The organism is Cupriavidus sp. a3 (assembly GCF_051015765.1).
GTDB classification, from domain to species: Bacteria; Pseudomonadota; Gammaproteobacteria; order Burkholderiales; family Burkholderiaceae; genus Cupriavidus; species Cupriavidus oxalaticus_A.
The window spans coordinates 3,709,644-3,732,058 of sequence record NZ_CP170643.1 but is presented as its reverse complement, the minus strand read 5'-3'; the positions used below and the strand labels follow the sequence as shown (position 1 = coordinate 3,732,058).

At 62.3% G+C, this 22,415-nt stretch carries 16 protein-coding genes and 6 pseudogenes; 10 read left to right on the top strand and 12 right to left on the bottom strand.

Annotation, left to right across the window (positions count from 1 at the left end; translation table 11 throughout):
- The first annotated feature begins 26 nt into the window (after positions 1 to 26).
- The 5 genes and pseudogenes from ACAD63_RS17860 (at position 27) to ACAD63_RS17840 (ending at position 4,142) form a co-directional block, all read left to right on the top strand.
- Entirely contained in the window at positions 27 to 140 is a 114-nt protein-coding gene (locus ACAD63_RS17860; RefSeq protein ID WP_434034012.1) for an NAD(P)(+) transhydrogenase (Re/Si-specific) subunit beta, read from the top strand.
- A 133-nt stretch (positions 141 to 273) separates the two neighbouring features.
- Positions 274 to 1,146: an MBL fold metallo-hydrolase gene (locus tag ACAD63_RS17855; protein WP_434034011.1), complete on the top strand. Its 873-nt coding sequence runs from the start codon at positions 274 to 276 to the stop codon at positions 1,144 to 1,146.
- Between the two features lie 942 nt (positions 1,147 to 2,088).
- Positions 2,089 to 2,337 (top strand): hypothetical protein, encoded by a 249-nt coding sequence (locus ACAD63_RS17850; protein WP_434033081.1) that lies wholly within the window; start codon positions 2,089 to 2,091, stop codon positions 2,335 to 2,337.
- A 570-nt stretch (positions 2,338 to 2,907) separates the two neighbouring features.
- Positions 2,908 to 2,991: pseudogene (locus ACAD63_RS17845) on the top strand (NAD(P)(+) transhydrogenase (Re/Si-specific) subunit beta); the annotation flags it as partial.
- A 224-nt stretch (positions 2,992 to 3,215) separates the two neighbouring features.
- A complete protein-coding gene (locus ACAD63_RS17840; RefSeq protein WP_135706655.1) occupies positions 3,216 to 4,142 on the top strand; it encodes an MBL fold metallo-hydrolase in 927 nt (308 codons plus the stop codon).
- A 113-nt stretch (positions 4,143 to 4,255) separates the two neighbouring features.
- Here the strand turns inward: ACAD63_RS17840 and ACAD63_RS17835 are convergent, their stop codons facing one another.
- The gene (locus ACAD63_RS17835; protein WP_434033080.1) at positions 4,256 to 5,494 is read right to left on the bottom strand and encodes a porin; all 1,239 of its coding nucleotides are present in this window, start codon (positions 5,492 to 5,494) and stop codon (positions 4,256 to 4,258) included.
- Between the two features lie 316 nt (positions 5,495 to 5,810).
- Here ACAD63_RS17835 and ACAD63_RS17830 point away from each other — a divergent pair, with 316 nt between their 5' ends.
- The gene (locus ACAD63_RS17830) at positions 5,811 to 6,506 is read left to right on the top strand and encodes a TetR/AcrR family transcriptional regulator (RefSeq protein WP_434033079.1); all 696 of its coding nucleotides are present in this window, start codon (positions 5,811 to 5,813) and stop codon (positions 6,504 to 6,506) included.
- Between the two features lie 7 nt (positions 6,507 to 6,513).
- Here ACAD63_RS17830 and ACAD63_RS17825 read toward each other — a convergent pair whose 3' ends face one another.
- The 6 genes and pseudogenes from ACAD63_RS17825 to ACAD63_RS17800 form a co-directional block, all read right to left on the bottom strand.
- A complete protein-coding gene (locus ACAD63_RS17825) occupies positions 6,514 to 7,818 on the bottom strand; it encodes a flavin monoamine oxidase family protein (RefSeq protein WP_135706653.1) in 1,305 nt (434 codons plus the stop codon).
- Positions 7,819 to 7,906: 88 nt separating this feature from the next.
- Positions 7,907 to 9,238, bottom strand: a complete 1,332-nt coding sequence (locus tag ACAD63_RS17820) for an NAD(P)/FAD-dependent oxidoreductase (RefSeq protein ID WP_434033078.1) — start codon at positions 9,236 to 9,238, stop codon at positions 7,907 to 7,909.
- A 73-nt stretch (positions 9,239 to 9,311) separates the two neighbouring features.
- Positions 9,312 to 10,745 carry an MFS transporter gene (locus ACAD63_RS17815; protein WP_135706651.1) on the bottom strand — a complete coding sequence of 478 codons (1,434 nt, stop codon included), beginning with the start codon at positions 10,743 to 10,745 and terminating at the stop codon, positions 9,312 to 9,314.
- Between the two features lie 92 nt (positions 10,746 to 10,837).
- A complete protein-coding gene (locus ACAD63_RS17810) occupies positions 10,838 to 11,233 on the bottom strand; it encodes a RidA family protein (RefSeq protein ID WP_434033077.1) in 396 nt (131 codons plus the stop codon).
- Positions 11,234 to 11,270: 37 nt separating this feature from the next.
- Positions 11,271 to 12,107, bottom strand: coding sequence for a phytanoyl-CoA dioxygenase family protein (locus ACAD63_RS17805; RefSeq protein WP_135706649.1), 837 nt, complete (start codon positions 12,105 to 12,107; stop codon positions 11,271 to 11,273).
- 174 nt (positions 12,108 to 12,281) lie between these two features.
- Positions 12,282 to 12,344, bottom strand: a pseudogene (locus ACAD63_RS17800) (DNA-binding protein); the annotation flags it as partial.
- 175 nt (positions 12,345 to 12,519) lie between these two features.
- On the opposite strand from ACAD63_RS17800, the pseudogene ACAD63_RS17795 reads away from it, so the two are divergent.
- The 3 genes and pseudogenes from ACAD63_RS17795 to ACAD63_RS17785 all read left to right on the top strand — a co-directional run.
- Positions 12,520 to 13,305: pseudogene (locus ACAD63_RS17795) on the top strand (DNA-binding protein); the annotation flags it as partial.
- Positions 13,306 to 13,458: 153 nt separating this feature from the next.
- Positions 13,459 to 14,280, top strand: a complete 822-nt coding sequence (locus ACAD63_RS17790; protein ID WP_434033076.1) for a tyrosine-type recombinase/integrase — start codon at positions 13,459 to 13,461, stop codon at positions 14,278 to 14,280.
- Positions 14,281 to 14,346: 66 nt separating this feature from the next.
- Positions 14,347 to 15,554, top strand: a pseudogene (locus ACAD63_RS17785) (IS91 family transposase).
- A 417-nt stretch (positions 15,555 to 15,971) separates the two neighbouring features.
- Here the strand turns inward: ACAD63_RS17785 and ACAD63_RS17780 are convergent.
- Positions 15,972 to 17,058 (bottom strand): annotated as a pseudogene (locus tag ACAD63_RS17780) (IS630 family transposase); the annotation flags it as partial.
- A 250-nt stretch (positions 17,059 to 17,308) separates the two neighbouring features.
- Positions 17,309 to 17,602 carry a hypothetical protein gene (locus tag ACAD63_RS17775; protein ID WP_434033075.1) on the bottom strand — a complete coding sequence of 98 codons (294 nt, stop codon included), beginning with the start codon at positions 17,600 to 17,602 and terminating at the stop codon, positions 17,309 to 17,311.
- A gap of 256 nt (positions 17,603 to 17,858) precedes the next feature.
- Between ACAD63_RS17775 and ACAD63_RS17770 the strand changes: the two genes are divergently transcribed.
- Positions 17,859 to 18,461, top strand: coding sequence for a recombinase family protein (locus tag ACAD63_RS17770; RefSeq protein WP_434033074.1), 603 nt, complete (start codon positions 17,859 to 17,861; stop codon positions 18,459 to 18,461).
- Positions 18,462 to 18,822: 361 nt separating this feature from the next.
- Here the strand turns inward: ACAD63_RS17770 and ACAD63_RS17765 are convergent.
- From ACAD63_RS17765 to ACAD63_RS17755, 3 genes and pseudogenes are all read right to left on the bottom strand, one after another.
- Positions 18,823 to 19,783 (bottom strand): annotated as a pseudogene (locus tag ACAD63_RS17765) (Bug family tripartite tricarboxylate transporter substrate binding protein).
- A gap of 51 nt (positions 19,784 to 19,834) precedes the next feature.
- Positions 19,835 to 20,521 (bottom strand): hypothetical protein, encoded by a 687-nt coding sequence (locus tag ACAD63_RS17760; protein WP_434033073.1) that lies wholly within the window; start codon positions 20,519 to 20,521, stop codon positions 19,835 to 19,837.
- Positions 20,522 to 20,700: 179 nt separating this feature from the next.
- The gene (locus ACAD63_RS17755; protein WP_434033072.1) at positions 20,701 to 22,224 is read right to left on the bottom strand and encodes a CoA-acylating methylmalonate-semialdehyde dehydrogenase; all 1,524 of its coding nucleotides are present in this window, start codon (positions 22,222 to 22,224) and stop codon (positions 20,701 to 20,703) included.
- Positions 22,225 to 22,415 lie beyond the last annotated feature (191 nt).

Here is a 22,415-nt window from a genome sequence, read left to right as displayed (position 1 = left end):
AGACCATCATCGTCAACAAGCGCTCGATGGCGGCCGGCTACGCCGGCCTGGACAACGAGCTGTTCTACATGGACAAGGCCATGATGGTGTTCGGCGACGCCAAGAAGGTGGTCGAGGACATGTTCAAGGCAATTGCATAGATCCATGACCGCACTTGCGCTAAACGTAAGCAGACTGCGGAAAACGCCGGCCTTGCGCCGGCACACCGAGACGCCATTTCGGCGCTCCGATCACAAGCCCACGATGACACCAGCCCAAAATTCCTCGTCGTCCATGGAAGTCGACGCCTTCTTCGACCCCGATACCGGCACCCTAAGCTACATTTTGCTCGATAGATCAAGCCGGCAATGCGCCCTTATCGACAGCGTGCTCGACTACGACCCGAAGTCCGGTCGCACCCGCACCACCAGCGCCGACCGGTTGGTAGCGCGCGTGCAGGAACTGGACGCGACCGTGCAATGGATTCTGGAAACTCATGTCCATGCTGACCATCTCTCGGCCGCGCCATATCTAAAGCGGCGACTCGGCGGACAGACCGCCATTGGGAGCCAGATCACCACAGTACAGAAGGTCTTCGGCAAGCTGTTCAATGCCGGTCCGGAATTCTCGCGCGCGGGGTGCCAGTTCGATCTGCTGCTGAACGATGGCGATACCTTTGCCATCGGTAGCCTGCAGGCGCGGGCGATGCACACGCCCGGCCACACACCGGCCTGCATGACCTATGTGATCAGCGACAGGGATGGCCATGAGATGGCAGCCTTCGTCGGCGACACACTGTTCATGCCCGACTATGGTACCGCCCGCTGCGACTTTCCGGGCGGCGATGCAGGCACTCTTTACCGTTCCATCGGCAAGTTGCTGAGCCTCCCGCCGGAGACTTGCCTTTACATGTGCCACGACTACAAGCCTGGCGGCCGGGAACTTCGCTACATGACCACGGTAGCGGACGAGCGCGCGAACAACATCCACGTGCGCGAAGGTATCCCTGAGCAGCAATTTGTCGCGATGCGCGAGGCGCGGGATGCCACATTACCGATGCCCGCGCTGATCCTCCCCTCAGTGCAGGTCAACATGCGCGCCGGTGAATTCCCAACGCCAGAATCCAACGGCGTGCGCTATCTAAAAATTCCACTCGACGCGCCATGATGGCACGAATGTCTTCGCACGACCGTAGCGCGGCTTCGAGGGCGGCGCTTTTACCGGTTTGCCAGCCGGAGGCAAACCAGTAGCCCTAGCCTCGTCCGCGGGCCACACAACCGCGCGGGCAAAGGCTTCCTGAAACCTCTCGCTCATGAGGTATTAGGACAGTTTCGTTGCCATACTTGGACGTCCTGTTTTGCTAGTCTACCGGACTCGGACCGCTTGCGCAGCGCAGCGAATTGCCGGGCCAGGCATGACAGCGTCCTTGCCGAGTTATGGCAAATGCCACGCTCGATAGCCCGTGGAAAATTTGTCCCGTCGAGGCCGTCTCGCCTGGGTGTCCTAGACCAAGTGAGAGGCGCTGCCTGGCGACGCCGGGCAGGCAGCATCGCGCTCGAAATCCTGCATGAAGGCTTCTTGCCGCACTGTCAGCTCAGTCACCCTATGCCGCTGCGCGAGTTGGGGTGAGCCAAGCGCCAGCCCAATAATCAACTCGCCAGAGTAAGTCTTCCAAACTGCTTGTAGTGGCACCGACATTGTCATAAGCCGGCAGCCCAGTCGGCATGAAGTGAGCCAACACAAGCTCGCAACGATTTCCACTAACTGATGGCACGCCTCCCATAAACGTGGGAATCCGCTATCACAAGTGTACCGCCCCAGACCGGTCCGCTATTGAAGGAGGGAAACCTTGAGTCCATTATCAGATCCGATAAAACTCCGCACTTTGCCCTGCATTGACCGCCGCGGCAGCCAGTCGGGCATCTCGGCGGTCCCGTCCCCCGCATGTTCCCGCGGCGTTTCGGTAGCCCGGCGACGCGCGGTGACATGCGAAGCGGGCAATGAAACCGCAGTCCAGACGGGCCTCACGCGTTGGACAAGCTCACCCCGGATGCGAGGTTAGCCGCGGCCGGCTATGATGAACTCACAAACCACAGAGGCGGAGGCGCCATGGCTTCGAAACTGACTTACTACATCATGAGCCAACGCTTTCAAGACGTGGTCGGACGTGCGATCGAGCAGGCGGTGGCCAGGACGCGTGCGGCAGGTTTGACGCCGGCCGGCGATCCGATCATCCAGCCGAGCGCGCGTCCGACGACGACGGTCATCGTGGAAGCTGTCCCGCCCGCCAAGCCCGAGCGCAAGATCGCTGCTACACCGCGTCGCGGGAACTCCTCAGACGATCCTAATGTTGGTTGAGGCGCTGGGCTCGCCCAGTGGCGAATGGCATGTGCGGCCGCCCACGCGCCGCTAGCGCCCCCGCTAGGACCCTCATTTTTTGCTTCCTCCGTATCGTTGCAACGCTATGCAATTTGACATATGGCGGGCTATGTCAAATTCCGCGTTAGGGAGCGCTTTTCCTACTAGATGAATGGATTGCAGACGCCGTTGCTGTAGGAAACCGGAATTAGCCGGACTACAGATCAGTTGGCTGGACTGGAAATTTGGAATTAGCTGGACTGCCGTGCAATTCTCGCCGGCGCTTAGCCAGGATCTGTAGGTCGGTTTGTTGACTGGGCGTGGCTGAAGATGTGGGCGAGGCGGCCGTCAATACGGGACTCCATTCCCTGTCTTCGCCATGCGTTACATCCCGATCCGCGACCAGCAACTCACTATCCTCACCCGCGACGCTTGGCAGGGCTCGGGCGGAATGCCTCTTTGACGTCGAAGATCTCATTCGGGCATGCGTTCCGTAAGCGTCCGCCCAGTACCGTCTAGACGTTGAAGCGTTGATAAGCACAATAGGTTCCCACCAAACGATAGGTGGGGGAGCTGTTCTACATGGACAAGACCATGATGGTGTTCGGCGACGCCAAGAAGGTGGTCGAGGACATGTTCAAGGCGGTGGACTGATCCCGCTGACGACCACTGCTCGCGCTATACGGCCACTTGTCCGATACGCCGGCGATGTGCTAACCCAGGAAACTATGCGGCCTGCGTTTTCAATCACCTCCTATTCTGATGACTAATGTTATTATAAATAGACTGAAGACAGCGTTTCGCAGCCCGGCCTGATCGCTCCTGGAGCATCTCGGCCGCGGGGAGACCGCAACGGACCGCCAGGGAGGACGATTGACATGAGCACAGCTTTCAGCAGTTCCGACATGCAGGGACGCATCCGGCGCGTGGATCTCGGGCGCGTTTCGGTCTTCTTAGGCGAGAAGAGCGGCAAATACCCCGACGGCAATCAGGTAGTGATACGAGGCTCGGACACTCGCGCGGCGTTCGACACCCCGCTGGTCGCGAACTACATCGGCCCCGAGTTTGACGCGACCGAACTGGTGGTGATGGGCCATGTGCATGAGGACCATATGGCTGGATTGCATCGTCTCCCGCATGCATCGGTCTATGTGCACGAAGGGGATTTGCCAGCGGCAAGGAGCTGGGATGGCATGATCGCCGCTTTCGGCAATGCGGACTATGCATCGGAGACGCTACTCAAGTTTCAGCGAGAGTTCTTTTATGCGCCGCGGCCCGATGCGCAAGGCTACGTGGACGGCGCATACTGGGATCTTGGGCAGGCCGGCATCCGCGCGTTTCACCTGCCAGGGCACACCGCGGGCCACACCGTGCTTCTTGTCGAACCGGAGGGGGTGGCTTTCACGGGCGACATCGACCTGACCGGATTCGGGCCTTACTATGGCGACGCGGGATCCAGCCTGGCGGACTTCCGTCGCAGCCTGGCACGGCTGCCCGAGATTCCGGCCAAGGCTTGGGTTACGTCCCATCACCGGGGCGTCTACACCGATCGCGAGCGCTTCCTGCGTGATCTCGCGGCCTATGCGGCCAAGCTGGACGAGCGCGAACAGCGCCTGATGGCCATGCTGCGCGAATCGCCAAAGACACTGGCGCAGCTGGTCGACCGGCGGCTGCTGTATCCGCCTGGCTATGAAGGCTTGTGGGTGGTCAACGCCGAGACCCGTACGATTTCCCAGCATCTGGCGGAGCTGCTGGCCGACGGACGGGTTGAGAAGAACGAAGACGGCGTCTACCGGTTGGGATGACATACCCTGAGGACCGCCGCCATGGTGGTCCTCGCGCCATGTCCCGATGCGGAACGCTGAAGCAACGCCGCATCGGGTTGGCATCGGCCAAGGTTTGACGATATCCGTCGTGCTCAGAAGTTGTGGCGGATACCCAGTGCTGCGCCGAACATGCTGTTCTTGCCGGCACCGGGCTGGTAACCGTTGTTGAACGCAATGGGTGCGGTGTCCAGGCACAGGCCGGCATTCCTGGCGTAAGCGGTGGTCAGGTACAGGTCCGTACGCTTGGAGAGGCGGTAGTCGGCAATGAACATCAGTTGCCTCGGATTGCCGGCAGGCCTCAGCGCCGGCAGGGTCGAGGACCGGAACGTCTGGTAGTAGTAGTCCAGCGTCAGGCTCAGGGCAGGCGTCATTTCGTAGTAGACGCCAGCCCAGTACAGGTTGTCGCGCGTCAGTGTCTGCCCCGGCGCGGTCGACATGCCCCAGCGGTATCCACTCATGAAGATCGCGGGCCCGACGGCGTAGCTGGCTGCTGCGGCGGCCTTCTTGAAGGTGCCGGTACCGGCGAAGCCGTTGGTGCCGATGATGCTCGGGTTCACCTGGTCATAGGTCACGGTGGCGCTGAACGACCCTGCCGTATAGGACGCCCGGGCGCCATAGCCGGTATCGCGGCGAAACTGGCCCGGAACCTCTCCCGAGCCGCCAAGCCGGCCGAGGTCCACGGTGCCGCTGCTCCCGCCGGTGCCAAAGCTCCAGTGGGCCCCGACGCTGACCGGACCAAAGGTCCCGGAATACTTGAGGGTGTTGTCTTCGCGGTACACCGGCCCGATCTGGGCGATGACAGGTTCATACAGGCTCGACATGGCCGCCGGCGAGAAGTTGGCCAGTGCCTCGAGCATCCAGGTGTATTGGCGCCCGAAGGTGATCTTGCCGTAGGTGGCGCTCTGCAGGCCGACGAATGCCTGCCGGCCAAACAGGCGGCCGCCTTGCTGCAGGGTGCCATTGTCGCCGCCTACGCCGCTTTCCAGCACAAAGACGCTGCTCAGGCCGCCGCCGATATCTTCAACGCCGCGCAAACCCCATCGCGAACCAGACAGGCCTTCGCCGTTCAGCGCGTATCGATTGGCCGAGCCGCCGCCCGCGCTCTTTAAGTTGGTGTCGATTTCAAGGTTGGTGTCCAGCGTCCCGTACAAGGTGATGGATGACTGGGCATGTGCCGCGCCTGCGAAGACACCAAGTGCTGCCAGTGCGATGACAGGCGTCGTGCCCCAGTTGCGTGCCACGCTGCGCGGCACTCGGTGTTTCTCCTCACGACGCTGTTCCCTGACGACAGCACCATCCTTGCTCAACCCATTGCGCCTGAATGCATCCATCAACCATCTCCCTGTTTGTCAGTTGCCTGGCGGCCGCATGCAAAGGCATCGGCCGCGCACTCTTTCTGAAGTCCTGCCCGGCGATTCGCGCGAATCGTGAATTAGCATAACGGGTGTAATGTTAAATAAAAAGGACGGGTATTCCCTGCGTGGTCCCGGCAAGGAGAGGGGGCAGGGGCGGACACAGGCTGCGCGTCCCGGATGGAACGGGCTGCACCCGGGCGTTGCCGGAGGCAAGAACGCTGAAGGGGCTAGAATCGGAACATAACGTCAATTCTGTAAAATCAGGCTTCTGGCGGCTAACCGGCGGCATCCAGTGATCGAAATCCTCCTCAAGAGACAGAACAGAACAATGGACAGAGACGACGATATCGAGCAGGTCTCAACCCGGGGTCGTCCGGTCGGCGACCGCGAAGCGAAGCGCAAGGAGCTGCTGCGCGCGGCATCCATGGTGATTGCACAGGAGGGATACGCCAACGCATCGCTGCGCAAGGTTGCCAAGCATGCGGGCTACACCACTGGGGCGGTGACGTATTACTTCGCGAACAAGGAAGAGCTGGTCGTGGCGCTGATGGAGAGCGCATTTGACCGTTTCGACGCGATGCTGGAGTCGGCCCGGGAAAGCGGTGACATCCTTGCGCCGTTCGAAAGCTGGATCAGGCTGACGGACCGCAGCACGAGGTTCTGGCCGGCGACATCGGAGTTGCTGGCGCAGGGGCGCCACGAGCCTGCGTTTGCGGAAGTCATCGCCAGGCGCTACGCGCGTTATCGCCGCTTGCTCACTGCCATTGTCAAGGACGCTCAGGAGAAAGGGACGGTCCGCAATGATATTCCGGCGGACATCCTCACCGATCAGCTCGTTGCCATGGGGGACGGGTGGATGATGATGTATCCCATCGAGCCCAAGCGATTCACGCCAAAGCGAATGCGGGCGCTCATCGATGCGCTGGCGGTGCTGGTTGCGCCCGTGCCGGGCGAGCAGAATCCTGGCGGACGGGCGGTGCGCGCGTAGCACGGCATCAGCGGTGGCCAGCGCCATCCAAAGCGCGGGCGACGTCAGCGGCAGCCCTGGTGCCGGTCTCGATGGCACCGTCGATGCCGCCAACCCCGATCGGTGCGATGTCCGCTCCCGCGAAGTGGATGCGGCCGTGGGGTTGTCGCATCAAGGGAGCTGCGTGCGTCAGATTGCCGGGGCGGTGATGCATCCATCCGCCTTTGGAGAACGGGTCGTTCGCCCAATCCTGGCAGACCGTGTCCACCACTTCGATGTCCGGGATAAAGTCCCGCAGCGCCTGCTGTACTGCCTCGCGGTCATTCCCGTCCAGCGTTGAGGCATCGGCGCAGAAGCACACCACCAGCGTATCGCCATCGTCGCGCCGTTCGGCATGGGCGGTATTGATGGGATGCTTGCCCGCCGGCGCATAGATTACGAAGGGCTCGATCTCACCCTTGACCCGTACCCAGATCTTGCTGGGCAGGATCGGGTTCTTTTGCTCGATCATGGCGCGCACGGGTTGCGGCAGCGCAGGCGTGACGGAAAGCTCGCTCAGCAGGTTCAGCGGCAATGCCACCACGGCGCGCCGGGCCCGGATACGCTCTCCATCGCGGGTGGTCACGATGACCTCATGCCCGTTGTCATCGACAGCGGCCACCGGCGTCGAGAGGCGCAACTCGGCGGCCGACTCGGCGCTCATGGCGTCGATCAGGCGGCCGGTGCCGCCCTCGATCGGCCAGTGCCCGGCGATTTCCTTGAACGCGCTCCAGCTGCCGAAGCAGATCGCGCACCAGAACAGCAGTTGCGCGAGCCCCTGCTCGTGTTCGGCACAAACCAGGATGGACATCGCGTTGACCAGCAGGTCACGGTCGTGCGCGGAGAGTTCAAGCGCGTCAAGCCGGTCGCCGATGGTCTGCTTGTCGATCGCGCCGACATCGGCGGCTGCGAGGTCATCCACCTGGGGAAAGTGCGTCCGGGCATCGGCAAAGAAGCGGGCGACCAGCGGCGCGGTCAGCTGGTGGAGTTGCTCCCACGTCCCGGCGTGCACCACGCCGTCGGCGTACCAGTAGGCCCTGGTCACCGGCATCGGTTTGGCCAGCCCGATGCCATAGCGCTTGAGTTCGCGCCACACATGCGCCTGGGTCCAGTGCACGTAGGTGCCGCCCAGATCGAGGTGCAGGCCGAGGGCCTTTCCCCACCAGGTCCGGCCGCCAATCCGGTCACGCGCCTCGAGCAGGACCACCGAATGGCCTGCCATGCTGAGGTCCCGTGCGGCAGTCACGCCTGCGAAGCCAGCGCCAATCACGGCGACATCGTACAGATCTGTCATGAGTATTTCCGTAGCGAATTTCAGTTAATGCAGGGGTCCCGCAAGTCCCCGCTGTCATGCCATCGCGTAGCATCCCCCAGCGCATGCCTCATGCGGCGCGCGCCTTGCGGTTCGAGCGTTCATCGAGCCTGCTTGCGACCTTCAGGGCGGCGTTCAGCGCGAACCAGCGCAGCGGCTCGGGCAGCGTCGCGGGCGGGCTGTGTTGCATCAGCATCGCAAGCAGCGGGTTCTCGATGCCGCAGATCCTCTCGGCCAGCATGTGTCCGACCATGCCCTGTGTGCCGACGCCGTGGCCGGAGCATCCCGCCGCGTAGTAGATGTTCCGGTCCGCTCGGGTGGTGCCGATCACCGGCAGGCCATCGTCGGCATAGCTGATGTAGCCGCTCCAACAGCGCCGGATGGCGATACCCCTCAAGGGTGGAAAGCGGTCGTGCAGGGCCATCCGCAGCGCCCGGTACTGGGCGTGCTCCGGCACATCCGGCGTCTGCGAGCCGAACGGGTAGCGCAGGCGCTTGGTCGTCACGACCAGCGTGTTGCGCGCCGTCAGGCGATGGCTCTCCATGACCCAGTGCATGGTGGTGATGCCTTCGCGACGATGCCACCCAAGCGCTGCCAGCTGGACGGGGGAAAGCGGTTCGGTCTCCATGGCCGAGAGCCGCAACGGCACCACCTTGTCCGCGAGCGGGCCGAGCTGGGGCGTATAGGCGTTGGTGGCCAGGATCATGACCGGCGCGCTGACACTGCCGCGCGGCGTCTGCACCTTGACGACTGGTCCTTCGGTGAAGGACAGCAACGGCGTGTTCTCGTGGATCGTGACGCCTGCCCGCAGGGCCGCGCGCCGCAGGCCCAGGACGTACTTGCCGGGATCGAGCGTGCCGCCGTTCGACACGTAGCTGCGGAACAGGAACGCTGGCGGGATGCCACGTGCGCGCATCTCGGCCTGGTCCAGATATTCCGATGGGCATCCGAGTTCGGCGCTGATGCGCATATCGTCGCGCACCCGGCCTTCCTGCGAGGGGTCGATGCCGGCACGGATCAGTCCCGACTGGTTGTAGTCACAGTCGATCCCGTACTCCGCGAACTTGCCTTCGGCGAAGCTGACGCCGTCCTGGTAGAAGCGCACGATCTGCTTCGCTTTCTCATGGCCTGCGCGCTTGAGGAAACGGTCGAGCTTGAGTCCCTGACCGCCGGCGAGATAGCCCGCGTTGCGGCTGCTCGCTCCATAGCCGCAGAATTCGCGTTCGAGGACGACCACCTTCACGCGGTGCCGGGCAAGCTCCAGCGCCGCGCAAAGGCCGGCAAAGCCGGCGCCGACGATGACCACATTGGCGTTGGTGTGGCCCTCGAGCGGTGGCTGCAGATCGGCCGGCTTTTCTATCCAGCCGCCCAGCGTTCGATATGTCTTGAAGTCTTCAGTCACGTTGCCGCGTTCCTTTATCTGGAGATTCGTGCTGCCGGGACACAACCACCCGGTACTTGACGGCAATGCCGTGTCAGGCGGCCATGGGCGTGTCCGGGGATTGGCGCGCTCCGTTTGCAGCGCCGGACCCTTCGTCGGTAACGGCTTCCAGCGAGCGGTTGGTCGTGCGCGGGCCGAACAGGGCAACGGGGATGGAGAAGACGATGTAGCAGGCTGCCGCCGCGAGCATTACGCCCGCCATGCCGCTTGCCGAGAACAGCGCGGCGCCCAGGACGCCGGCGGCCGCTCCGCCGAACCGCCCGCCGGAAATCACGATGCCGCTGCCCAGGGCGCGCAGCTGCGTCGGAATCGTCTCCGGAATATAGGTGTAGTACGCATTGACAACGAGCCCGGTGATGATGGACGCGAGACCGCCCGCACCGATCACCGTCCAGTTGGTGGCCGAGATGCCGAGCACGACCAACGGCAGGGCGCTGAGCACGGACACGACAAGGATGGTGGACTTGCGTTCATACCGGTCGAGAAACAGCATGGCGACGAACGGCGTGACGCCATAAATCACGTTCCATAGGAACAGGATGAAATACGCATCTTCCTCGGAGTACTTGAGGCTGTACACGAGCGAGTAGACGCCCCACTGCCCGAACAGGTAGTAGGCCAAGGTGGCGCCGAAATAGCCGAGCGTGAGAACGGCTATGGTTCGCAGAACGGCCTTGTCGTTGATGAGGTCGCGTAGCGTTGGTGCTGCGGCGTTCTGTTGAGTTGCGGCAATTCCGGGTTCGTCGAGCGGACCGCGGCGCAGTGCGCGTGCTTCCAGTTCTCTGACGATGCGTTCGGCGCGGTCGGACCACCCGCGCGAGACACACCAGCGCACCGATTCCGGCAGGATGAAGCGTGCCAGGGGCGCAATCAGCAGGCCGATGCTGCCAGCCAGGAACAGGTTGCGCCAGGCACCGGTACTGCTGTGCGGGAGATAGAACATCGCCAGCGCCGCAGCCCCGATGCCGGAGACCACGAACCCGATCGTCACGATGGAGACGAAGCGGCCACGAGCCTTGCCGGGAAACATCTCGGCGATATAGACAAGCAGCACCGATGTGGCGGCCTGCACGCCGATACCCGTGACGACGCGGGAGGCCAGTATGGTCTCGTAGGTAGGCGCGAACGCCGTCGCCAACGCGCCCAGCGAGTACAGGACGGTGGTCCATACCAGCACCGAGCGTCGTCCCCATCTGTCAGACAGTCTTCCTCCCACCAGCGCTCCGATGATCATCCCGATGAAAAACGCGCTGCTGATGAGGCCGATCTGCTCCGTACTCAGATTGGTATGGGCTTTGATCGTCGGACTGGCGTAGGCAAAGATGGCGTTGTCGTAATACTCCAGCATCAGGTTGGCCGCGAGCAGCGCGGCCCAGACGTAGTGGCAAGCCATCACCGGCAGGCGGTCAAGCCTCGCAAGAATGCTGGATGGCTTATCCGGTCTGACGACCGTATTGGGACGATTCATGTTTGTGTCTCCATCAGCTTTGTCGATGTTTTTTTCTTTTGGGATCGTGTGCCGCGACCTAAGTGTGCAAACGGGGCCGCGGCTTCTGGCTGTCAGCCGGCGCCGCAGCCGGCGACCGCAATGGCGCGTATCTCGACGAGGAACTCGGGGCGGGCCAGCTGGCTTACGCCCACGCCTGTCCACGAGGGATAGCGGTCGGGGAGGTATTCATCCTTGACCTTCACAAACGCCTGGATGTCGCCGCGCAGGTCGGTGTGGAAAGTCATGATCTCCACGATGTCGGCCATGCTGGCTCCCGCGGCTTCGAGGACCGTCTTCAGATTTTCAAATGCCTGCCGGGCCTGCGCTTCCATTCCCTGGCCCACCGTGGCTGTCGCCAGATCGAAGCCCACCTGGCCGGACACCCAGATCATGTCGCCGACACGGGTCGCCGACGAGAAATGAAGCTGGTCGTAGTGCCTTGCGCGCGCGAGGCCGGGATTGATCATTTGTCGTTTCATGGCTGCTCCTCCGAGCAAGGCGATATCAGGCGATCTGGCGGAAGACAGGCGAGCGGAACGGCTCGCCTTCATTGAGCCTGGCCATTTCTTCCCTGAAGAGGGGCCCGTTGCGGGCATAGCGCGGGTTCGATAGAGGCAGGGCGCGGAATGTCGCGTCGTCACCGAAGAAGCGCAGCACCAGGGTATGGCGGGTCGGACAGCCGGCGTCGACGGCGGCGCCTCCGTGCAGCGAACGCGGATGCAGGAAGACGACGTCGCCAGGCGTCACGCCCCAGGAGAGCACGTCCCACGCATTGGGATCTTCGGCGAGTTCCTTGTCGATATACGGCAGGCGGGGCAGGGTGCCGTCGCCGTACAGCGGATCGGTCGGGTCATCGGCATTCGCGAAACTGGCCCCGTCGTACTGGATGCCGAGATGGGAGCCGCGAACTATCTCCAGCGAATTCTTCTTGGGAATGGCCTGGAAGGTGATCCACGCGTTGCCCCAGTGCTGGCCGGCCCACGGGAGGTTCGCCGTGTCCTGATGCCACGGCCCGCGGCCGCTTTGGCCACCTTCCTTGGCGAACACCTCCTCGGCGAAATACCAGACATGCTCCGATCCCCATAGCTCCTGGAATATCCTTCCGAACGGCAGCGTCGTGACCAGATCGTCAAGCTTGTCCTTGACGACCGGATTGGCGTTATCGATGTGGGTCTGCAGGCTGGTGCCGTCCAGCGAGCGGAAGTGATACGGCCCCGGGTTGGCGACGTTCCACTTGAACGCCTCGTAGCACTGCGCGAGCTGCGTCGGGTCGAGGCAGTTCTCTACCAGTACGGCGCCGTCATGGCGAAACGCCTCTCGTTGGGATGGGCTGGTGAGCATGATGGGTCTCCTTTATTCCTCGGTGATGGACGCTGGCCGGCGTGATGCAAGAACAATAACTCGCAATCCGACTTAACACAACATGTGTTGTGTTAATGTGTGAGCCGTGCTGGAAGACTTACGCGATGAGGTCGACGGGTGGCTGACTTGGCTGGATCGTCGCTTTGATCGTCAGATGTCCTTCAACGCCTCCGGCAAGTCGGGATGGTCGATGGTGACGCGCGTGCGCCCGCGCAGTTCCTGCCAGAACGCCCTTGGAAGCTGCGGCGACCCTCGAGCTCTCGCAACCGATCATTGACGATCTGACGCCGCCCGCCCGCCCGCCCGCCCGCCCGCCCCGCTTCGAGCCGGGCCTGGGTCGCCGCGTGCGCCTGCCGCTCTGCGGCCAGCGTCGCCTGACCCTCCTCGATGGACGCCGCGCGCCAAACCCAGCTGCGCGACAAGCGCCGCGGCTTCCTCGCGCGCCAGCGCGGTGTCGGCGTGCGCGGCATCGCGCTCGGCTTCGGCAGCGCTGGCGGCGGCGCGGGCCTCGGCGCGCAGCGTGGCCAGCTCGCCGATGGCAGCCTCGTTGGCCGCCTGCCAGATGGTCTGCACCGCCCCGGCCGCAATGGACGCTGCCGGGCGGCAGCTGGCGGAACTGCGTACCCAATTCTCGACCGAGCTCGCGCGCGCCCGCGAGCAGGTGACCCTTGCCCAGGAACGGGCCGAGGCCAGCGAGCGGCGCGCTTTGCGCGAACTGGACGCCGAGCGGACCGCGCGCCAGCAGAGCGAGCGCACCACCGACGCGTTGCGCGGCGAACTGGTGGCGGCGCGCAGCGCGGCCCGCGACGCGGCGGTGGCGCAGGCCGAGGTCCGCGCCCGGCTCGAAGCCCAGGCCGCGGCGCTCGCCGATCGGCTTGCCAGCGCCGAGCAGGCGCAGCGCAAAGCCGTCAACGACCTGGACGCGGTGCAGGCGGAGTTGGCCGCAGCACAGCGCCGGGCCGAGCGCGCCGAAGCCGAGGCGGCGCTGGCGCGCCAGCTGCTGGCAGAATTGCGGAGGGGACCGCCCGAGCGGCGGGAGGAGAGTGGTGGCGGGCGGCGGCGCAAGGCCGGGAGCCCGGCGCCGACCGAACAGGCGGTGCCAGGCGCAAAACGAGGGGTGGCCGGGATTCGTGAATATGTGAAGCTTCACATATTTGCGATTGTACTAAACCGCTGACGCGGTAGTGGTGGTAGGCACATGTCTATGGCTGACGTTTCATGAAGAGGGTTGGCTGGCGCTGAACTCCAGCGAGGTGGTGAGCTGTCTCGCTAGGAGCAGTATGTGAACGCCCAGTTGGGCATTCCATCTACTGCTTCCAGGAGGCTCGCCATGACGCCACTGCGCCAACGCATGCTGCATGACATGCAGATCCGCAACTTTGCAGAGAATACCCAGAAGTCCTATCTGGTTCAGGTGTCGAGTTTCGCCCGGAACTTTCGCCGATCGCCCGAACTGCTGGGTCCCGAGGAGATCCGGACCTGGCTCGTCTACCTCCGCGAAGAGCGCAAGTTGGCACCCGCCAGTCTCGCCGCAAGCATCGGCGCACTGCGCTTTCTCTACCGCGTGACGCTTAAGCGACACTGGAGCGACGACGACCTTCCCTTGCCCAAGAAGCCGGTCCGATTGCCAGTCATCCTGAGCCTGGAGGAGATCACGACCTTCTTTGAGTCGATCGCCAGTCTCAAGCAACGCACCATCCTGATGACCGCGTACGCTGCCGGATTGCGGGTGTCAGAAGTCGTGCATCTGAAGGTCACCGATATTGACAGCAAGCGCATGGTCATCCGTGTGAACCAGGGCAAGAACAGTAGGGATCGCTACGTAATGCTGTCGCCGAGGCTGCTTGAGATCCTGAGACTGTACTGGCAGGATGCTCACCCGCGAGAGTGGCTGTTTCCGCGCAACATCCCCGGACGACCCATCTGCCGCGCTGCCGTGGCCCAGGCATGCCTGATTGCACGTAAGCGCAGCGGCATCACGAAGCCAATCACACCGCATTCGCTGCGGCACGCCTTCGCCACGCATTTACTGGAGGCTGGCACCGACGTACGTCGGATCCAGTTGCTAATGGGACATCGTGCCCTTTCGACGACGGCCCGCTACCTCAAAGTGGCTACCAGCACTGTGTGCGCGACTCCGGAGCCCCTTTGACTTACTGCCGCATCCCCTCCCCATTCCGCCTGAGCACACACCGCCCGCGTCCTTCTGAAGCCGGCGATGCGACCGACGCTCGAGGTGGCGGATGTCTTCCGCTGCTGCGGCCCACAGTACCGGCAGACCCATGCCGACGGCCTCAGTCGTGCCCAACGGCGCACGATGAGCGCCATCGAGTTGTGTCGCACCGCCTCGCTCGGCGGACATGTTGAGCAGTGCGATACCTGCGGTCATCAGCGCATTGCCTACGACTCGTGCCGCCATCGCTGCTGTCCGAAGTGCCAGTCGCTCGCCCGCGCGCAATGGCTCGAACGCCGTCGCGCCGAACTGCTTCCCGAGGTCGAGTATTTTCATGTCGTCTTCACTCTGCCCGAGCCCATCGCGGCCCTCGCCTATCAGAACAAGAGGGTGCTCTATGACATCCTGTTCCGCACCAGCGCCGAAACGCTTCGCACCATCTCCGCCGACCCGAAGCACCTAGGCGCGGAGATCGGCTTTCTCTCGGTCCTGCACACGTGGGGCCAGAATCTGCTGCACCATCCGCACGTGCACTGCGTGATACCAGGCGGCGGCATTGGCCAGGACGGCGAGCACTGGATCGCTTGCCGACCCGGCTTCTTCCTGCCCGTGCGGATCCTCTCGCGGCTCTTCCGGCGACTCTTTCTCGACCGGCTGCGTCGTGCGTTCGACGACGGTGCGCTGCGCTTTTATGGCCAGCTCGATCCGTTGCGCGATCCGCGAGCCTTCGCCGCCTGGATCGGGCCCGCAGCTCGCGCGGAGTGGGTTGTCTACGCCAAGCCACCGTTTGGGGGAGCCGCACAGGTGCTCGATTACCTGGGCCGCTACACGCATCGCGTCGCCATCTCGAACAACCGGTTGCTGCGCTTTGATGGCGAATCGGTACTCTTCCGGTGGAAGGACTACCGCCACGAAGCCCGCCACAGGACCATGACGCTCACGGCCGACGAGTTCATCCGCCGCTTCCTGTTGCACGTGCTGCCCGTCGGCTTCAAGCACATCCGCAGCTACGGGTGGCTCGCCAACTGCCACCGGGCAGCGCGCCTTGCCATCTGCCGACGGCTGCTCGGTGTCGAGCCCCCCGCCGATGCGTCACCCGCCATTCGGGAAGACTACCGTGACCGTTACCAGCGGCTCACCGGCAGGTCACTGCGTGATTGCCCGTCTGCGGCAAGGGCCACATGGTTCGCGTCGAAGGCGGAGCGCCTGGCATCTTGCCGCGGGCTCCACCTGATCCCAGCCATGGACACTGACCGGCATCAGCACCAGCCCCTAAGCACGTTGGTCTTCCCCATGCGGCCAACGCGAATCGACTCGTGTTTTGCCGTCTTCGCACCATCACAAGGTCGCGAAACTCCGCACTATCTGCCCGCTGACCCTCGCATTCTCACTGTCTTCGCGCGACCGGCTTTGTCAGACCGTCCGCTTCCGGCTTGCGATGGCCACTCGCCGGGTAGCGCAAATGATCACGCCGTTCATTCAATGCCCATAGACGCAAGCGCCTGCGGAGCGGTTTAGCACAACCGATTTTTTGTTTACCGCTCGCGGACCGATCCCGTCAGTCCGACTCATACATTCGTGGCCGCGACCGCCAAACAAAAAAACCTCTGCTCTATGTCAAATTGCATAGCGTTGCAACGATACGGAGGAAGCAAAAAATGAGGGGCCGAGTGTCCTGTTCCGCTGATTCGTTCGCAAAGTCTATTTAGCTTGGCGAGAATCGAATCCGCGGTGGCCGTCCAGTTGAATGGCTTGCAATTCTGGTTGTAGTGAGCGACGAAGTGATCGATTTTTTGCACGAGCTCCTTGACCGAGGTGAACGAGCCACGACGGATGGCCTTGCCGGTGATGATCGAGAAAAAGCGTTCGACCTGATTCAACCAGGAACTGTAGGTGGGGATGAAATGCATGTGCCAGCGCGGACGCGCTGCCAGCCACGCCTTGACCTTGGGGTGCTTATGGCTGCTGTAGTTATCCACGATGCAATGCACATCGAGTTCGGCGGGAACGGCCTTGTCGATCGAACGCAAGAAAGCGAGGAACTCTTGGTGCCGATGACGCGGCTTGCACTCGGCCAGCACCGCACCGTTGAGTACGTTCAGCGCGGCAAACAGAGTCGTTGTGCCGTGACGGACGTAGTCGTGGGTGACACCCTCGACATAGCCCAGGCCCATGGGCAGCATCGGCTGAGTGCGCTCCAGTGCCTGGCACTGGCTCTTCTCATCCACGCACAGCACCAACGCGTTCTCGGGCGGGTTCAGGTACAGGCCCACCACGTCGCGCAGCTTCTCGATGAAGAACGCGTCGGTGGACAGTTTGAAGGTCTCGCTACGATGCGGCTGCAGCCCCAACAGCTTGAAATAGCGGTGCACGCTGGTAGGCGAAATAGATGTCTCAGCCGCCACCGCCCGCACACTCCAGTGTGTCGAGCCGTCAGCAGGCTTCGTATGCAGCGTCGTCTTGATGAGTTCCGCCACGCGCTCGTCGTCGATTGTGCGTGGCTTGCCCGGGCGCAGTTCGTCGTACAGGCCATTGATGCGCCGTTCAAGGAACCGAGCGCGCCATTTGCCCACTGTGGCACGCGTGAGCTGCAGCCGTTTGGCGATCTCGCTGTTGGGCTCGCCTGTAGCCGCCGCCAAGACGATGCGCGCGCGTCACCAGAGCAGCCGGGATAGCGCGCGAACGCGCCATCGACGCAAGTTGCGATTGTTCGTCTTGGCTCAACACCAGTTCTACCTTCGGTCGGCCCATTGGCATGCTGGTATCTCCCGGTCCGTTGATACCAACATCCTACGCAAACATAGATCAGTTAACAAGGGAACAGGACACTAGCTACCGTTTCCATTTCTGGCCGTGGTCTCACTCTCACAAGACGGAACAACAACAACGCCGCAAAGGCTTTAGCGGCTTTTTTGAAGTTGGGGGGTACTTTGCCAGACACCCTGAGAAATGTGCGAGTATCTCCCCCAGCTGCACAGCCAGGAAACAGGCGACATCTACGATGCAGTCACGGGAGAGTCTCAGCAATACTGGCAGGGACGCTGGAAGCATTAGCAGCGTCGTCCAGTTGCATTAGCGCTGCATTGCCAAGCACAAAGACAGCCTCATCGTCCAGCTTGCATTCCTGCGGAACTAAACGGACGACCTGAAGGTTTGGGAACAAGACAGGTGCAAGCTCAGTAGTCTCGTCTGCCTCGAATGGACCAAGCTGAACGACAGCGGAGTTATTCACTTCTACAAGGAAGCACTTGCCAGTTAGTACCTGATACGTGACAACAAATGTATGGTCGGTCGGCTTCATAGTGACTCCTAGGTATCCCCCTTGGCTGTTTTTACGTATCTACCCTAGAAGGTCCGGTGCCATTCCGGCAGAAGCGTTACAAGCGGTTTCGCAACAGATTGAACTAAAGCCAGGTCGTCACTTGGATCACTGGGTATACAAGCGGAGCCATGGCAAAAGCCCCTCCTGGCGTGGATCATTAGGGTTGACTGTAACTGATCCACCCAGTAATATTGATCCATCGACCAATTGATCCAGATGGGCTAGGGGGATGGGAATGAAGACGGTCTACTACGGGCGTATTAGCACCACGGAAGGGCAGACCTCTGCCAGCCAGTATGAAGACGCCGCTAAGCAAGGCGTTGCTGCCAAGCATGTCCATATTGATGGGGGTGTCAGTGGCTACCACATAGCGCCAACAGACCGGCCTGAATGGTCACGGGTCATGGACAAGCTGAGCGATGGAGGGGTGCTGTATGTCCGCTGGCTGGACCGTATCTCACGCCGCTACGATGAGCTGCACAGGACCATGCGGGAGCTGATGGATATGCGGGTCAAGGTGGTCTGTACGCTCAATGGGATGGAGTTTGATGGTCAGGCTACCGATGTCATTGCTAAGGCCACCAGGGACGCTGTATTGGCCTTTATGGCAGCTCAAGGTGAAGCGGACTACCTGAACCGTAGGGAGATGCAGCGCCGGGGGATTGAGGTTGCCAAGCGAGAGCGTCCCGAGAGCTACCAAGGACGTGCTAAGGCTGCTGATGCGGCAGAGGTAGTGGCCTGGAGAGTTGAAAACGGAGCCAGCATTGCCCAGACCGCTGAGAAATTCGGCATTGGGACGGCTACGGTGAAGCGGTATATGCGGGAAGTGAGAGTCTGAGACTAGGTCCTTGGATGAAACCCAGGGCTCTAGACCAGGAGGCAATAGCAAATCCACAAATGAGGATTACTCTCATCTTACGGAAAGTAAATTATGCTGCACATGTATTCCTTTGGTGAGGAAGATGAAGAAAGCCCACCATAAGGCGGGTCAAGCACTTTTTTTGGTGAATGGCATTACTAGATATTTCATTTTTTATAGCAGGTGAGGCAAAAAGAAAAGACGAATTGTTCCGCAAGTATGGACACGCAAACAGAGGCTTCGCGAAATTCAGCCGAAGGATAAACCATGATGCAATGAGTTTGCATAATGCGAACGTGCATTAACCGGCGGTCGGTAACGATTTTTTCTTTGTCTTATGTCAATCCGCGGTCGCTCCTGACTGCTTCACGATCGTTGCCCATTTTCGTACCTCGCTGTCCACAAATCTCCCCGTCTCGGCCGGCGACATCGGCATCGGCTGCGAGCCGCGATCTGTCATGAACTGATGCAGTTCGGGGGATTTCAGGGCCTTCACCGTCTCGGAATGGAGTTGATTGACGATGACGGCCGGTGTGCCGGCCGGCGCCATCATCACCGCCCAACCGAGCGCCTCGAAGCCGGTTACGCCTTCTTCGCGCACAGTCGGAACCATCTGCAACTGTGGCACGCGCTTTGACGTTGTGACGGCAAGCGGCACGGCTTTACCCGTCTGGATGAGCGGCAGGGCAGAGACCACGGAATCGACCATCACCGGAATCTGGTTGCCCAGGAAGTCCGCCTGCACGGGGCCGCTGCCCTTGTAGGGGATATGCACCATTGTCATGCCAGTCTGTGCCTTGAGCATCTCGGCGGACAGCTGCTGCGTCCCGCCGACGCCAGCACTGCCATAGCTGTACTTTCCGGGTGCAGCCTTGGCCTTGGCGATCAGGTCGCGCAATGACGTGACGCCAGATTGTGGCGTGGCCAGGAAAACCAGGGGCACAGAGAACACCCCAGAGATGGGAGCGAAATCCCTGCGGGGATCGTAGTTGACCTTCTTGTACAGCGTCTGATTAATCGCCATGGCGCTTCCCCCCCATCACCAGCGTGTAGCCGTCGGATGGGGCTTTCGCCGCCAGTTCCATGCCGATATTGCCACCTGCGCCGGCGCGGTTCTCGACCACGATCGGCTGCCCCATCTGCTTGCTTACCTTCTCGGCGAGGGCGCGTGCGAACGTGTCAGTCGCCTGGCCCGGGGGGAACGGGACGATCAGCTTGATAGGGCGGTCGGGATAGGCGGCATGGACTGCGCCCGTGACGGCCAGCAACAGCGCAAAAAGGTGGTAGCTCGAACGATTCAACGGAATTTCCTCAAATGAGTCACGTCGTGGCGAATGCGTACGGAACGGCGCTTATGAAAACGTCCCGCTCAGCACGTTAACGGCTTTCCATTCCGCAAAAGGGTCGAAGGGACTGATGCGCCGAACCCAATGCGCCCGGCAAGCCGAGCAATAAAACTCGGATACAGATCGCGGTGCGGCATCCTCCCGAAGCGGCGGCGCGCCGAGGCTCTCCAGTGTCTGGTGCGGGGCAGACCGCCGGTTATCGCGCGCCAGTTCACAGCACCCGTCACATGGCATGACGAGGCAGGTCGCTGTCCGTGCGGAATCCAATGCCGTCCTTGCAGCCACGCCGGAATTCACGGCTCGCACGCACCGCTTCGTGACAGACCAATACAGCGCTCTTAGCGCGCGATCATCGGTTTGCCCAATGGCGCGATTGGCTAAATCCAAATGGCGGGACTTGAGTACCCCAAGTTCAGCGGCGCAGGCAATGCAGATCAACTGTCGCCGCCCGCTTTCTTGTGCGATCCATTCGTCCAGCAATGCTGCCAGGTGCATCTCGTAGGTACCGGCCCAACGAGTCGCATTCTTGCTTGCTGCGCGCTGGGCTCTGCGGCTCAGTGCATGAATATCTGCAAGCATTGAGCTAATGCGAGACTGAATCGTTTCCGAAGGAGCGATGACCGGATTGTCCCCTCGACGTATGTCATTCTTCCCGTTTTCAGTAGGGAGATGGCGGCTATCGCGTGAATTCATGCTTTCTTTCCCCCTCTGCGCCAGAACAGAATTGACCCCTTCGCGCTGCTCGGTACTGTCGAATGAACGGCAAAGCGCTCACGGTGGAGCGCCAGCGAGTTCAATGCCACCGGCTTGAGCTGTCCCGGCTGCAGGGGCAGATGGCGCTGACAGCGGCGCGCGATGACGCAGCAGTAGCGTTACTTCAGACTGATCGTCGTATTGACGCCGTCGTTGACAGTCGCGTCGTCGAACCAACGCGCCGTCACCGTCTTGGTCTGCGTATAGAACTGCACCACCTGCTTGCCGTACGGCCCCAGGTCGCCCAGCTTGGAGCCGCGCGAGCCGGTGAAGCTGAAGTAGGGGACCGGCACCGGAATCGGGATGTTGATGCCGACCTGGCCGACGTCGATCTCGCTCTGGAACTTGCGCGCGGCGGCGCCGCTCTGCGTGAACACGCCGGTGCCGTTGCCGAACGGGTTGCGGTTGACCAGGGCGATGGCGTCATCCAGCGTCTCGACGCCGATCACCACCAGCACCGGCCCGAAGATTTCTTCGGTGTAGATCGTCATGTCGGTGCCGACTTCGGTGAAGATGGTCGGCCCGATGAAGTTGCCTTCCGGATAGCCCGGCACCTGCACGTTGCGGCCGTCGAGCACCAGCTTCGCGCCTTCGCGCTCGCCGGCGGCGATCAGGCCAAGGATACGTTCCTTTGCTGCCACCGAGACCACCGGGCCGACATCGGTGCCGGGCTCCACGCCGGCGCCGATTTTCAGGGTCCTGGCGCGCTCGACCAGGTCTGGTACCCAGTCGCGCGCCGCGCCTACCAGCACCACCACGGAGGTGGCCATGCAACGCTGGCCCGCCGCACCGAAGCCCGCGCCTGCCAGCGCGTTCAGGGTCTGCTCCTTGTGCGCGTCGGGCAGCACCACGGCGTGGTTCTTGGCGCCCATCATCGACTGCACGCGCTTGCCATGCGCGCCGGCCAGGTTGTAGACGTGCGTGCCGACCGCGGTCGAGCCCACGAACGACACCGCCTTGATGTCCGGATGCGTGCACAGCGCATCGACCACGTCCTTGGCGCCGTGCACCACGTTCAGCACGCCCGGCGGCACGCCGGCTTCCAGCGCCAGCTTGACCAGTTCCATGGTCGACAGCGGATCCTGTTCCGACGGCTTGAGCACGAAGGTATTGCCGCACACGATGGCCATCGGGAACATCCACAGCGGGATCATCGCCGGGAAGTTGAACGGCGTGATGCCGGCGCAGACGCCGATCGGCTGCTGCAGCGTGTAGGTGTCGACGGTGGAAGCGACGCTCTCGGCAAAGCCGCCTTGCTGCAGCGTGCCGATCGAGCAGGCATGCTCGACCACTTCCAGGCCGCGGAAGATGTCGCCCTCGGCATCGGCAAGGGTCTTGCCCTGCTCGGCGGTCAGGATCGCGGCGATGCGCTTGCTGTGCTCGCGGATCAGCGCCTGGTAGCGCAGCATGATGCGCAGCCGCGCGCCGATGGGCGTGTGGCGCCACGTGGCAAAGGCGCGGTGCGCGGCGCCGACGGCGGCGGCGACTTCGCTGGCGGTGGCCAGCGGTACGCGCGCCAGTACTTCCTGGCTGGCGGGGTTGACCACCTGGCGGAACTCGGTGGCGGACGATTCCACCCATTCGCCGTTGATCAGCAGCGGTACGGTCGGCACGGCATGGGCGGTCTTGGGCACTGCGCTCATGGTTGTCTCCGGACGGTTTGGTTGTATTGGATGCCAACGCAGCTTACAGGCTGCGCGTGATCAGCACGCGCGACCCGGCGTTGTCGGCGATGATGTGCTAGCAGTGTAGGAACGCTGCCGCGCGACGCCTATGCCAGAATTTGCCAATCGCGCTGAACTGGTTTGCCACTTACCCGACTCAGGGTATCCAG